At 70.3% G+C, this 12143-nt stretch carries 11 protein-coding genes; 3 read left to right on the forward strand and 8 right to left on the reverse strand.

What is annotated here, in order from left to right:
• Positions 1-44 precede the first annotated feature (44 nt).
• The gene (locus ABZW11_RS17590; protein ID WP_355418116.1) at positions 45-425 is read right to left on the reverse strand and encodes a DUF6578 domain-containing protein; all 381 of its coding nucleotides are present in this window, start codon (positions 423-425) and stop codon (positions 45-47) included.
• 116 nt (positions 426-541) lie between these two features.
• Between ABZW11_RS17590 and ABZW11_RS17595 the strand changes: the two genes are divergently transcribed.
• Entirely contained in the window at positions 542-1765 is a 1224-nt protein-coding gene (locus ABZW11_RS17595; RefSeq protein ID WP_355418119.1) for an endo-1,4-beta-xylanase, read from the forward strand.
• A 3-nt stretch (positions 1766-1768) separates the two neighbouring features.
• On the opposite strand, the gene ABZW11_RS17600 is transcribed toward ABZW11_RS17595, so the two are convergent.
• Positions 1769-2899, reverse strand: coding sequence for an amidohydrolase family protein (locus tag ABZW11_RS17600; RefSeq protein ID WP_355418122.1), 1131 nt, complete (start codon positions 2897-2899; stop codon positions 1769-1771).
• Positions 2900-2986: 87 nt separating this feature from the next.
• Here ABZW11_RS17600 and ABZW11_RS17605 point away from each other — a divergent pair, with 87 nt between their 5' ends.
• Positions 2987-3337: a Rieske (2Fe-2S) protein gene (locus tag ABZW11_RS17605; RefSeq protein ID WP_355418125.1), complete on the forward strand. Its 351-nt coding sequence runs from the start codon at positions 2987-2989 to the stop codon at positions 3335-3337.
• A 58-nt stretch (positions 3338-3395) separates the two neighbouring features.
• Here the strand turns inward: ABZW11_RS17605 and ABZW11_RS17610 are convergent, their stop codons facing one another.
• The 4 genes from ABZW11_RS17610 to ABZW11_RS17625 are packed head-to-tail and all read right to left on the reverse strand — an operon-like array spanning position 3396 to position 7818.
• Positions 3396-4586: a hypothetical protein gene (locus ABZW11_RS17610; RefSeq protein WP_355418128.1), complete on the reverse strand. Its 1191-nt coding sequence runs from the start codon at positions 4584-4586 to the stop codon at positions 3396-3398.
• Between the two features lie 3 nt (positions 4587-4589).
• Positions 4590-5498, reverse strand: coding sequence for a carbohydrate ABC transporter permease (locus tag ABZW11_RS17615; protein WP_355418131.1), 909 nt, complete (start codon positions 5496-5498; stop codon positions 4590-4592).
• The gene (locus tag ABZW11_RS17620) at positions 5495-6454 is read right to left on the reverse strand and encodes a sugar ABC transporter permease (protein WP_355418134.1); all 960 of its coding nucleotides are present in this window, start codon (positions 6452-6454) and stop codon (positions 5495-5497) included. The genes ABZW11_RS17615 and ABZW11_RS17620 overlap by 4 nt, the downstream gene beginning before the upstream one ends.
• Before the next feature lie 50 nt (positions 6455-6504).
• A complete protein-coding gene (locus tag ABZW11_RS17625) occupies positions 6505-7818 on the reverse strand; it encodes an ABC transporter substrate-binding protein (protein WP_355418137.1) in 1314 nt (437 codons plus the stop codon).
• A gap of 220 nt (positions 7819-8038) precedes the next feature.
• Between ABZW11_RS17625 and ABZW11_RS17630 the strand changes: the two genes are divergently transcribed.
• Positions 8039-9061 (forward strand): LacI family DNA-binding transcriptional regulator, encoded by a 1023-nt coding sequence (locus ABZW11_RS17630; protein WP_355418140.1) that lies wholly within the window; start codon positions 8039-8041, stop codon positions 9059-9061.
• Positions 9062-9114: 53 nt separating this feature from the next.
• On the opposite strand, the gene ABZW11_RS17635 is transcribed toward ABZW11_RS17630, so the two are convergent.
• Both ABZW11_RS17635 and ABZW11_RS17640 read right to left on the reverse strand, forming a co-directional pair.
• Positions 9115-10068 (reverse strand): zinc-binding dehydrogenase, encoded by a 954-nt coding sequence (locus ABZW11_RS17635; protein WP_355418143.1) that lies wholly within the window; start codon positions 10066-10068, stop codon positions 9115-9117.
• The gene (locus ABZW11_RS17640) at positions 10065-12134 is read right to left on the reverse strand and encodes an alpha-amylase family protein (RefSeq protein ID WP_355418146.1); all 2070 of its coding nucleotides are present in this window, start codon (positions 12132-12134) and stop codon (positions 10065-10067) included. Before ABZW11_RS17640 ends, ABZW11_RS17635 begins: the two co-directional genes overlap by 4 nt.
• Between the last annotated feature and the right edge of the window lie 9 nt (positions 12135-12143).

Below are 12143 nucleotides of genomic sequence, written 5' to 3' on the forward strand. Positions count from 1 at the left end.
CGTCTCGGGCCGTGTGGCCGGCACGCGGGGGGTGACTGTTGCGGTTACTGGTGTGCTTCCAGGGTGACGACGTAGCCGATGAAGTCGCGGTCGTCGGAGGTCGGGGGGCGTGAGCCGTCGGCGGAGATCAACGGAGTCAGGACGGCGTCGGTCGGGTGGAGGTAGGTGTCGCCCTCCGCCTGTACGTGGCGGGCGTGGACGGCGGAGATCTGCTTGACCTGGGCTTCGACGGTGATGTGGGCGGGGGTGGGCTCGTCGTGGTGGTCCTCGCCCCACTCGATGGTGGCGGCGGTCTCCTCGCCCAGGGCGCGCGTCAGCCACTCGCGGTCGGCCGGGACGAGGGTCCAGGTGACCGTCGATCCGACGTGGAAGGGGTCGCCGCAGCACTCCATCTGCCACTCGTCGACCCAGACGTTCCATCTCACCCCGGCAATGTACCCGGCTTGCTTGGGCCTTCCCACGGGTGGCGGGCGGGTGTATCTGTAGGGAAATCGATTTGCATCACTGCGCGCGCGTCCGTCAGAACGGTGGAGGGAAGGCGATGGCAGATCAGGGAGGGCTCCGCAGGCGGTCGTTCCTCGTCGGTGGCGGCTTGGGTGCGATGGCGATGCTGGGCGGTGGCGCGGCGCAGCTCGTGACGGCGGGTACGGCCTGGGCGGAGCCGGCGGGCGATCCGCTACGGATGGCGGCCGGTACAGCAGGGGCAGGGGCAGGGGCGGGGGCGGCGGGCCGGCTGCGGCGGGCGGCACTGGCCAAGGGGATCAGGTACGGCTCCTCCGCCGCCACCTGGCAGGTGCAGCCGGACCCCGGCTACGCGGAGCTGTACGCGCGCGAGAGCGGCATGCTGCTCACCGAGGACGATCTCCTGTGGTACCGGCTCAAACCGACACCCGACGCCCCGCTGGACTTCACGTACGGCGACCAGATCGTGCAGTACGCCGCCGGCAACGGCCAGCCGGTCCTCGCCGCCCACCTGGTCTGGGACGAGGGCCTGGGCGACGGCTGGGAGCCGGACGCCCTGTTCGGCCTCGGCGAGCGGGAGGCCCGCGACCTGCTCTTCGGCACGATCAAGAAAGAGGTCGCCCACTACGCGGGCCGGGTCAAGGCGTGGGTGGTGGCCAACGAGGTGACCGACGGCGAGGACAAGGACGCCAACGGCTACTGGACGCAGGAGCCCTGGTACCAGACCATCGGCCCCTCCTACGTCGAGGAGGCGTTCCGCCTCGCGCACCGCCACGACCCCCGCGCGGTGCTGCTCATCAACGAGTTCGGCTTCGAGACAGGGGATGACGCGGTCGCCCGCCGCAGGTCGATGCTCAAGGCCATCGACCACCTGAGGAGCAGGAACGTCCCCGTGCACGCCCTGGGCGTCCAGGCGCACCTGAACGCCGAGGGGTTCGCCGAGACCTTCGACGCGAAGGCGTACCGGAGCTTCCTCAGACAGGTCGCGGCGCGAGGGCTGTCGATCTTCATCACGGAGATGGACGTCCAGGACGACGGCCTGCCCGCCGACGTCGCCGTCAGGGACGCGGCCGTCGCGGACGTCTACGCGCGCTACCTGTCCGCAGCCCTCCAGGAGCCGGCGGTGAAAGTGGTGCTCAGCTTCGGCCTCAGCGACCGCTACACCTGGCTGCAGGAGGACTACCCGCGCGAGGACGGGGCCGCGCGCCGGCCGCTGCCGTTCGACGAGGACCTGCGGCCGAAGCCGGCGTACGCGGCGATGCTGCGCGCGTTCCAGCGGGCCCCGGCGCGCCGGCCCCTCTGAGCCTCAAAGGCGATCCCCGTACGTCTCGACCGCGTTCTCGCTGCTCACCCGCTGCCTGATCGCCTCCGGCAGCGAGGTGAGGGCGTAGCGGGGGTCGTCGAAGTCCCAGTGCGGGTAGTCGGAGCTGAACATCAGCGTGCGCTGCGCGTGCGCGATCTCGCAGAGCACGTGCAGGTGGTGGCGGCGCCTGGGCTCCGGCAGCGGCTGGGTGGTGAAGCGGACGTGGTCCACGATGTACTCGCTGGGCAGCCGCCTGACCCACGGCACCTCGTCGCGCAGGCCCCTGACGTTCTTGTCGAGCCGCCACATCACGTCGGGGATCCAGCCGAGCCCGCCCTCGGTGATGATCACCTTGAGGCCGGGGAAGCGCTCGAAGACGCCGTGGCAGACGAGGCTGATGACGTTCGCCTGGAAGACCTGGCTGAGGCCGCTGTGCCACTCGACGTAGTACGTCGGCGTCCCGCCTGCCATGGGCGGCGACGTACGGAAGATGCCCTCGCCCGAGTTGGGGTGGACGGCGATCGGCAGGCCGAGGTCGTGCGCGGCCTCGTAGATCGGGTAGTGGTGCCGCTGCCCCATCAGCAGGTCGGTGAGCGGCAGCAGCACGCCGACGAAGCGCTCGTCCTGGGCCGCGCGCCTGATCTCCCGCGCCGCCAGGTGCGGGTCCTGCGCGCCGGCCACGATGTAGCCGCGGTAGCGGTCGTCAGCGTCGAACCAGGTCGCGGCCAGCCACCGGTTGTAGGCCGAGGCGATCATCGCGGCGGCGTCCGGGTCGGGCATGGCGCCGAGGCCGAGCACCTCGCCGCCGATGAGCACCGCGCGGTCGATGCCGTGGGTGTCGAGCAGGTGCCGCGCGGTGAAGAGCGGGTCGGCGCCCGGCGCGGACCCGTCGGGGGCGCGGGCGTCGTCGCGGAGCACGCCGGCCGGGTTGACGTAGAGCGTGTTGCGCGGGATCGAGACGGCCTCGCGGTGCCCGGTCGTGGTGAGGGCGCGGCGCTCGTCGAGGCCGAGGCGGCGCCGCTCGGCCATGGACAGGAAGGGGCGCAGGTCGGCGAGGCCGTGCTTGGTGATCGGGTGGACGTCGCAGTCGACGAGCCGGTAGCGGGGAGGCGTACGGGTGACGGGGTCGGTCATGGAGGCTCCGGTGGTTGCCGAGAGGCCGCTGAGCGGTCATAGTCATGCATAGCAAATCGATTGGCATGGCGACAGTGGAGCGGTGACATGGACGTTCGGGTCGGCAGCGTCGAGGACATCCGCAGGGACGGGTGCCGGATCGTCGACGTCAACGGGCGGCGGGTCGGGGTCATCAGCGTCGGCGATGAGTTCTTCGCGATCAGCGACAAGTGCCCGCACATGGGCGCGTCGATGTGCGCCGGCTCGCTGGGCGGCACCTTCGTGGCCGCCGGGCCGCACGAGTACGTGTACGGCAGGGACGAGCGGGTCGTCCGCTGCCCGTGGCACGGCTGGGAGTTCGACATAGAGAGCGGGCGGTCGCTGCTGGAGCCGAAGCGCGTGGGGCTCAGGACGTACCGGGTGTCCCAGCAGGACGGGGAGGTCGTCCTGCACGTGTGATCCGGTCCTGCACATGTGATCCGGTCCTGCACATGTGATCCGGTCCTGCACGTGCGACTCACCTGCCGGGGATCGAGGGGACGTCCGTGTGCAGGTCGGGGCCGAAGAAGAGGAACACCATGAGGTCCTCGGCGCCGGTGTTGACGACCTCGTGCTCCCGCACGGCCGCGTCGTGGGTGACGACCAGCTCGTCGCGGCCCGGCTCGCCGCCGCGCACCTCGTGCCCCGCGTAGGTGCCCGTCCCCGTCCAGGCGAACACGCTGTACACGCCGGGCTCGCGCAGCCGGTGGACGCCGCCGGGCGGGACGACGAGGCGCTTGCCGGCGTACTTGCCGGTGTTGTAGAAGGCCCAGCTCTCCCCCGCGTTGATGGGCTGCGGGGTCAGGTGGCGGTTCTCGTAGAACCAGGGGTCGCCGTTGGTACGCCAGTCCACGAAGCCGAGCGGGAACCGCTCGCCGTGCTCCAAGCGGTCGCCGGGGCGGACGTCCTTGAACAGCAGGTCCTTGGAGATGATCCGGCCGGCGTTCAGCGCCTGGAACATGGCGAGGACGTCGGAGTCCTCCTGCAGTTCCAGGGTGAGCGCCGTGCCGGGGGCGTGCAGCACGCCGGACGGCACGTGGAACCCCTCGCCGGGCACCTGCAGCTCCGCGCGGGCGTGCCGGAGTATCAGGTCGCTGTCCCAGTCGACGAGGTACGGCAGCAGCACCTCGTACGCCCCCTGCTCCGCGATCCACGGGTGCACCCCGAAGAACGTCTCAGGATGCGCCCCCATGTCGACGCCGGGCAGGAAATGGTACGACTCGTCCTTGGCGTTCCTGCCGACCAGCGCCGCGTACTCCTGGGGCGGATGGATGTGGTACGGCAGCCGGTAGGCGTAGTCGAAGATCTTCGCCAGCCGCCCGAGCCCGGCGGGATGCGCGGCGGCGTACGCGGCGCCCATGACGGCGGCCGGGTCGGCGGCGACCGCGTCGCGCAGCAGGAGCCGCTCGCCGTGCTCCCCCACCACGTGGCTGAGCCCCTCGTCGGGCGGCCCGACGCGGTTGTCGGCCTTGGTCGTCGAGGCGAGCCAGCGCTCGCAGATGGCGCCCCGCTCGCCCACGTCGTAGGCGTCCTCGGGCAGGCCGAGCCGCCTGCCCGGCGGCAGGAAGTCGCGCGCGACCCAGGCGGGCGCACAGCGCAGCACGCCGTTCCCGGCGTCGAGCAGCCGGGCGAGCAGGTCACGTACCTCGTCAGGACTTTGCGCCGTCACGATTCACCCCTTGATCCCGGTGAGGGCGATGCCCTGCACGAACCTCCGCTGGAAGACCAGGAACACGACGATCATCGGCAGCACCGCGATCACCGACCCGGCGAACAACAAGGTCCAGGATGTACGGTTCTGCACCACGAACAGGGCAAGACCCACCGGTGCGGTGATCTTGTCCGGGCTGGACATGATGATCAGCGGCCAGAAGAAGTCCTCCCACGCCCCCTGGAAGGTGAAGATCGCATTCGCCGCCAGCGCGGGCCCGCACAGCGGCAGCACGACCGAGCGGAAGATCCGGAACTCGCCGGCCCCGTCGATGCGGGCGGCCTCCAGCAGCTGGTCGGGGATCGAGAGCATGTACTGGCGCAGCAGGAAGATGCCGAACGCCGACACGATGCCCGGCATGATCAGCCCCCAGTAGGAGTCCAGCCAGCCGTGCCCGCCGCTGCCCGTCCAGTCGTTCCCGCCGAAGAAGGGGATGTGCTGGATGATGAGGTAGTTCGGGATGAGCGTGACCTGCCCCGGCACCATCATCGTCGCCAGGAAGAGAACGAAGATCCCGTTACGTCCAGGGAAGCGGCGCTTGGCGAAGGAGTAGGCGCACAGCGCGTTGAAGAACGTCTGCAGCACGGTGATCGACAGCGCGACGAACGCGCTGTTGGCGAACCACCGCCAGTCGCCGTGCCCCTGGGCCTGCTGCGCCTTGGTGAGGTCGCCGACGTTCAGGAAACCCTTGTAGCCCTCCAGCGTCGCGTCCTGCGGGATCCAGTGCGGCGTCGTGGAGAAGATCTCCCCCATCGGCTGGAACGACGCGCTGACCAGCCACGCGAACGGCGCCAGGAACAGGATCGCGAGCGGCGCGAGCACCAGGTACGTCAGCAGCTTCTGCCGCAGCCCGAACCGGTTGCCGGTCATACGGCAGAGCCCCGCCGGGCGAGGCGCAGCTGGAGCGCCGTGAACACGAGCAGCATGAGGAAGAGCGCGAAGGCCAGCGTGCTGGCGTAGCCCATGTCGAAGTACTTGAACGCCCAGAGATACATGTAATAGACCATCGTCGTCGTCTTGTTGACCGGCCCGCCGTTGGTCATCACGAAGATCTGGGTGAAGACCTGCAGGGAGCTGATGATGCCCATGACCAGCAGGAACAGGGTGGTGGGCCGCAGGCTGGGGATCGTCACGTAGCGCAGGCGCTGCCAGGGGCCCGCGCCGTCGATGCGGGCGGCCTCGTACAGCTCCCTGGGGATGGCCTGCAACCCGGCGAGGTAGACCACCATCGAGAACCCGGCGCCCGCCCACACGCTCATCAGCACGACCGCCGGCATCGCGAGGTTCTTGTCCGACAGCCACAGCAGCGGCTCGTCGATGAGGCGGGCCTGCAGCAGGTAGTAGTTGAACAGGCCGTAGTCACCGTTGTAGAGCCACTTCCAGAGGATGGCCGAGACCACGAACGGCGTGATGACCGGCAGATAGAACGCCGCCCTGAACAGGCCGCGCAGCCGCAGCGGCAGGTTGAGCAGCAGCGCGAGCAGCAGGCCCGTCGCCATCGACAGCGGCACCGAGGCGCCGCTGAAGTAGATGGTGTTCAGCACCGACTCGACGAACCGCTCGTCGTGGATCATGTCGCGGTAGTTCGTCAGGCCGACGAACGGCTTGTCCGGCTCGATGATGCTCCACCGGTGGAACGTCAGGTAGACGGCGAAGATCAGGGCGGCCAGCGTGAAGACCGAGAAGATCACCATGCCGGGCATCAGGAAGACGTACGCGGAGCGTTCCCGCCACATCCGGGCCGGCAGGCCGCGCCGGCCGGGCGGCCGAGGACCGCTCCTCACCGGCGCCGCGTCCGTCCCCGTCGTCATCAGCGGCTGCGCCATCTGTCTCTTCCTTCCTCCGTACGCCGCCGTACGCCGCCGCGCGCCGCCGCTCAGCCCCGGCCGAGGATCGCCCTGCCCTGCTGGGCGGCGTTGTCCAGCGCCTCGGCGGCGGTCTGGTCGCCGTAGATGGCCTTGCTGAGCTCCTCGTTGAGGATGGTCTCGACCCGCGGATACTTGGGGTTGGCGACCGCGCTCGCGACGCCGCAGGCCATCAGGTCGGCGAAGGGCTTGAGTATGGGCTTCTCCTTGGCGAGGTCCTCGCCTTCGAGCAGCGACTTCGTCGGAGGCAGCAGCGTGCCCTCGGTCTTGTACGTCCAGTCGGCCAGGTTCTCGGGCCGTGACAGGAACTCCATCCAGAGCCACGCGGCGTCGGAGACCTTCGTCTGGCTGAACATCACCAGCGCATCGCCGGCGATGGTCGTCTTGCATCCGGCGCTTCCCTCGGGCAGCGGCGCGGCGGCCCACTTGCCTTCGAGCTTGGGGTACTCGTCCGTGAGCGTGCCGGCGAACCAGGCGCCCGCCACGTACATCGCGACGTCGCCCCTGGCGAAGGCCACCCGGCCGTCGTAGGAGTTGGAGTTGAGGTAGTCGCGCGGCGAGTATTTGGCGAGGTCCACGTAGAAGGCGGCGGCGGTCTTGCCGGCCTCGCTGTCGAAGGCGACGTCCTTGCCGTCCGCGCTCACCGGCTCGCCGCCGGCCTGGTAGAGCCAGGGATAGAAGTAGTAGGCCGCCTCGGAGGCGAACATCTCGAAGCCGTACTTGCCGTTCGCGGTCAGCTTCTCCGCCGCGGCCCTGAACTCCTCCCAGGTCTTCGGCGGGCCGGCGAGGCCGGCCTCCTTGAAGCGGTCGGTGCGGTAGAACAGGCCGGTCGTCTCGCCGTCGAAGGGCAGGCCCCACATCTTCCCGTTCCAGGTGACGAACGTCTTGAAGCCGTCGACGTAGTCGTCCGGCTTGACGACCTCGCTGCGGCCCAGGTAGTCACCGAGGTCGACGAGCGCGCCGCGGGCGGCGTAGTCGCTGGTGTCGCTGGCGTTGATGTAGGCGACGTCGGGGGCGGTGTTGCCGGCGATGCGGGTGCTGAGCACCTGCTGCGCCTGCTCGGCGGGGGCGTTCTCGAACTTGATGGTGATGTTGGGGTGCTGCTTGCTGAACTCGGCGGCCATCTTCTTCATCTGCGGCTCGTTGCCGACCCAGGAGAAGAACGTCACGGTCTGCGGCGAGGCCGGGTCCTTGACGGGGCCCGTGCCCTTGCCGATGCCGGTCTTCGGCGGCGGGGCGTCGCTTCCGCAGGCGGTCAGGCTCATGGTCGTCGCGAGCGCCATCACGATGACGGCCGGGGCCGTCCAGGATCCATGGATTCTCATCACACCGCTCCCTGCTGCTCGCTCAGTGGAAGGTCCGGAGCTTCGACTGATGCAAATCGATTGGCGCCTGGCGGGAAGTCTTGCCAACGTCCGGGCGGGTTGTCAATGGATGCACAGTGGCTCGCGTCACATTGTGACGGCCCCGAGACCACGCTGGCCGATCATGGCGAAGTGCGCCGTCAAATCGTTTTGCCTCAGGAATCTCAGTAGAATGCTCCCCATGTCGAGGAGCGAGGTTGAGCCCAGCCCACCCTCCCGGGTGACGATCGCCCAGGTCGCCAGCCACGCGGGAGTGAGCCCCACGACCGTCTCCCACGTGCTGTCCGGCAAGCGTGCGGTCGGAGCGGCGACCAGGGGCACGGTGCTGGCGGCCATCCGCGAGCTCGGCTACCGGCCGAACATCGTGGCCCGCAACCTGCGGACCCGGCGCTCGCACATGATCGCGGTGGTCGTCCCCGACATCACCAACCCGTTCTACGCCGTGCTCACCCGCGGCTTGGCCGACGCGGTCGACGCCGCCGGGCTCGGCACGTACGTCTGCAACACCGATGGCCAGCACGACAGGGAGCTGAAGTTCTTCCAGGACGCGATGGACCGCGGGGTCGACGGCATCGTCTTCGCCTCGGGCGAGACCGCCTCGCAGGTCCGGCTCGCGGAGGTCGACCAGCAGACGCCCATCGTCTGCATCGGCGCGCAACTCGACCATCCGCTGTGCGACGCGGTCATCCCCGACGACGAGACCGGCTCGCGCGCGGCGGGTGCCTTCCTCGCCGCACGCGGCTACAAGCGCATCGCGATGATCCAGGGCCCGCCCCACTACGGCATGACGCGCACCGCGGGCTTCCGCTCGGCGATGCAGGCCGCCAAGCGGAAGGTGCCGGCCGAGCGCATGGTGCGCGGCGACTGGACCCGCAAGGGCGGCTACACCGCGATGAAGGCCCTCATGACGCTCACGTCCCGGCCCGACGCCGTCTTCTGCGCCAACGACCTGATGGCGATCGGCGCGCTCGACGTGGCCCACGAGCTGGGGCTGTCGGTGCCCGACGACGTGGCCATCGTGGGCTTCGACGACGTCGACGCCGCGACCATCGTGACGCCCCACCTGACGACCGTGCGCAACCCGGCGTACGAGGCCGGCGGCACGGCCGGCGACCTGCTGCTGAGCCGCATGTCGGGCCGCTACACCGGCACCGGCCGCACGGTCGTGCTGCCCTGCCCCCTGGTCGAGCGCGGCACCGCCTGAGCCGGGGCGGCCATCCGCGCCGGGGCGCGCCGGCGCGGGAGCCGGAGCCGGCGTCACCCCTCGGGGAACGTCACCACCGCCTTGACGAAGCCCTCCGGCTTGTCGCGCAGCGCGGCGAACGCGGCGTCGATCTCCTCCAGCGGGAACCGGTGGCTGACCAGCCCGTCCATCGACAGCACGCCGCCGGCGAGCAGGCGCATGCCGGTCGCCATGCCGCGCATGATGACGTTCACGTCCCTGAAGTGGGCGTTGACGAGGGTGAAGGCCATCCAGTTCCAGTACGCCAGCGGGACCGACCGGTCGGCTCCCTGGTGGAAGCCGACGATCGCGATCGTGCCGCTCATGCGGGTGGTGCCGCCGCAAGCCGTGAGCGCGCGCTGGGTGCCGGTGCACTCGAAGGTGACGTCGGCGCCGCGCCCGCCGGTGAGCGCGCGTACGACGTCGGGCAGCGACTCCCTGGTCACGTCCAGGGTCCTGGTCGCGCCGAGCCGGGCGGCCCGCTCCAGGGCGTCGGCGCGCGCGTCCGCCACGATGAGCTGCCGTGGCCCGCGCAGGGCTGCCAGCTTCTGCACCAGATTCCCCATGAATCCGGCTCCGATGACCACCACGTCGTCGCCGAGCCGGACGCCGGCGGCCTCCACGGCGTTGACCGCGCAGGCGAGGGGCTCGGCCAGTGCCTCGTCGAGCGGCCCCGAGCCGGCGGGGAAGCAGTGCTCGGCGCGTACCGCGACGTACTCGGCGAAACCGCGCTCGGTCACCCACACGCCGACCCGGTCACCGGCGGAGAACGCGCTCACGTCGGCGCCGGCCTCGGCGACGACGCCGCTGACCTCGTGGCCCAGGTAGCGCGCCGCGCCCTCGGGCGGGCCGGTCAGCCACGGCTCCAGCTCCGACGCGCACACGCCCGACGCCACGACCCTGACCAGCACCTCGTCAGGGCCGATCGCCGGCACCGGAGCCTCCTCGACCACCCACTTCTCGCGCCCGCGCAGCGCCGCGATCCTCATGGCAGCTCCCCGTCGTGGAAGACGACGATCGTGTAGACGCCCAGCGTGTCCACCCGGACGACGTGCACGCCGTCCTCCTGGCCCACCTCCAGCGGCGTCCGCGTCCCGTCGCTCGCCACCGCGGTCGCGTGCGGCCGTGACTCGGGCAGCCGCACGCGCAGCGGCACGCCGGTCCGCACCCGCACGGCGTCCTCAGAGCGGTCGTAGTCGTAGTTGACCAGGTGCAGCGCGTAGGAGCCGCCCGCCAGGCGGTGCAGGTTCGCGGCCACCGGCGCCGGGGTCTCCACCTGCCGCCCGTGCGGCAGCAGCTCGCCGAGCACGTCGTGGCGCGCGGTGCGGACGTTGTCGTGCCGCGGCAGCGCGTCCGCCATCCGATCGGTGACGACGACCGTCCCGCCGGCCGCGAGGTATCGCCGGACGGCGGCGACCTGGCCCTCCGTCAGCACGAAGACGTCCGGCAGGATGACGGTCGAGTAGCGCAGCAGCCCGCTCGCGTCCGCCCGGTCGGGCGCGGTGACGCCGTCCGGCCAGATCACCACGTCGTACGGCACCGCGGACTGCGACAGCGTCCCCGTCACCACGCGGTACGGCACCACCACCGACTCGTCGCGGGCGTTGGCCGTGTTGTCGCTGACGTCGGCCTTGCCGATCAGCTCGCGCGTGCCGGCGACGCTGAAGACCACCGCGACCTCGTTGGCCGTCCGGCGCGCGAACAGCCCCTCGTGCCCGGCCAGGAAGTCCTGGATCTCGGCGGCCAGGCCGTGCGGCGCCGAGAAGGAGTCCTCGATGACGCTGCCCATCCACGAGCCGTACGGCACCGACATGTTGACGCCCATCGCCGCCGCCTCGAACAGCGACAGCCGGAACAGGTCGTAGCCCTTGCCCTGCCCGAGCAGGCCGATCAGCTCGGGGACGACCCCGCCGTAAGGGTTCTCGACCACGACGACGTCCTTGTCGCCGGCGAACGCCGCGACGTAGCGGTACCACTCCGGCTGCCGGTACGTCGTGTTCCGCATCTCGGTGATGACGAGATCGACGTCGTCGGCGAGCGCGAGGTACATCGGCTCGCAGTTGAAGAAGTTGCCGGAGACGATGATCTCCCGGCCCCGCGAACGGGCGTAGTCGCGGGCGTGGCCGGCCAGCTCGGCGAAGTACTTCTTGATCGACAGGCACTGGAAGGCGTAGTACTCGCCGAACAGCGGCGTGGACTCGCGGCCGGTCTTGAAGTCGTAGCCCTGGGCGAGCAGCCATTCGCCGTAGTGGAAGGTGTCCAGGTCCACCCCGTCGAGCGCGGGGTCCACGTCGGGGAGCCGTTGCAGGTGGGCGCGGAAGCCCTTCATGCAGTCCTTGCAGAAGCAGGCGCCGTACTGGAAGGCCCCCATGGGCAGCTCGGCCTCGTCGAGCTGGATGCCGTCCACGCCGGCGTCGATCTGGATCCTGATCACGGCCTTGAGGTACTCGCGCCAGACGGGGTTGTTGCGGTCCATGTAGAAGCACTGGTGCTCGCGGTCGGGGCACTCCACCCAGTGGGCGTGGCAGGGCTCGCCGTGGATGTCGCGGGCCACGCACTCCTCGATGAGGTCGGTGACCGGCTCGCCGTCGGAGTTGACCAGCCCGCCGGGGAAGTAGTGCTCGACCGGCTTCCACAGCTTCGGGTAGCGGTTGGCGCTGAACTCGCGCAGCCCCATCCAGCCGCGCCTGCCCGCGCCGCGCAGCTCGTTGATGGCGAGGACGGCGTCCTCCTGCTCGGTCAGCTCGACGGGGAACTCCCAGCCCTGGGCCTCGAAGACGATGCCGAGCACCTTGATGCCCCGCTCGTGGCAGGCGGCGACGAACTCGCTGTCGTTGACGAAGCCGTAGAAGCGCGAGCGGGCGTCGATCGGGCCGAACGCCTCCTGTTCGAGGTAGGGCAGAGACAGCGAGCCGCCGCCCATGGACGCCCACACCAGCACGGTCGCGCGGTAGTCGGCGAGGTCGTCGATCATGCGCAGGCGGCGGGGCGGCAGGCTCGGGTGGTAGCAGTGCTGGCGGGGGAACCAGGCGTCGAAGTAGACACCGCGGTGCATGGGCAGGGC

The organism is Nonomuraea sp. NPDC004580 (genome assembly GCF_040609855.1).
GTDB classification, from domain to species: domain Bacteria; phylum Actinomycetota; class Actinomycetes; order Streptosporangiales; family Streptosporangiaceae; genus Nonomuraea; species Nonomuraea salmonea.

Excerpts from the sequence above, each read along its gene's own strand:
- ABZW11_RS17595 (WP_355418119.1), top strand. The coding sequence starts at position 542 with ATGGCAGATCAGGGAGGGCTCCGCAGGCGGTCGTTCCTCGTCGGTGGC.
- ABZW11_RS17600 (WP_355418122.1), bottom strand. The coding sequence starts at position 2,899 with ATGACCGACCCCGTCACCCGTACGCCTCCCCGCTACCGGCTCGTCGAC.
- ABZW11_RS17605 (WP_355418125.1), top strand. The coding sequence starts at position 2,987 with ATGGACGTTCGGGTCGGCAGCGTCGAGGACATCCGCAGGGACGGGTGC.
- ABZW11_RS17615 (WP_355418131.1), bottom strand. The coding sequence starts at position 5,498 with ATGACCGGCAACCGGTTCGGGCTGCGGCAGAAGCTGCTGACGTACCTG.
- ABZW11_RS17620 (WP_355418134.1), bottom strand. The coding sequence starts at position 6,454 with ATGGCGCAGCCGCTGATGACGACGGGGACGGACGCGGCGCCGGTGAGG.
- ABZW11_RS17625 (WP_355418137.1), bottom strand. The coding sequence starts at position 7,818 with ATGAGAATCCATGGATCCTGGACGGCCCCGGCCGTCATCGTGATGGCG.
- ABZW11_RS17630 (WP_355418140.1), top strand. The coding sequence starts at position 8,039 with ATGTCGAGGAGCGAGGTTGAGCCCAGCCCACCCTCCCGGGTGACGATC.
- ABZW11_RS17635 (WP_355418143.1), bottom strand. The coding sequence starts at position 10,068 with ATGAGGATCGCGGCGCTGCGCGGGCGCGAGAAGTGGGTGGTCGAGGAG.
- ABZW11_RS17640 (WP_355418146.1), bottom strand. The coding sequence starts at position 12,134 with ATGCACCGCGGTGTCTACTTCGACGCCTGGTTCCCCCGCCAGCACTGC.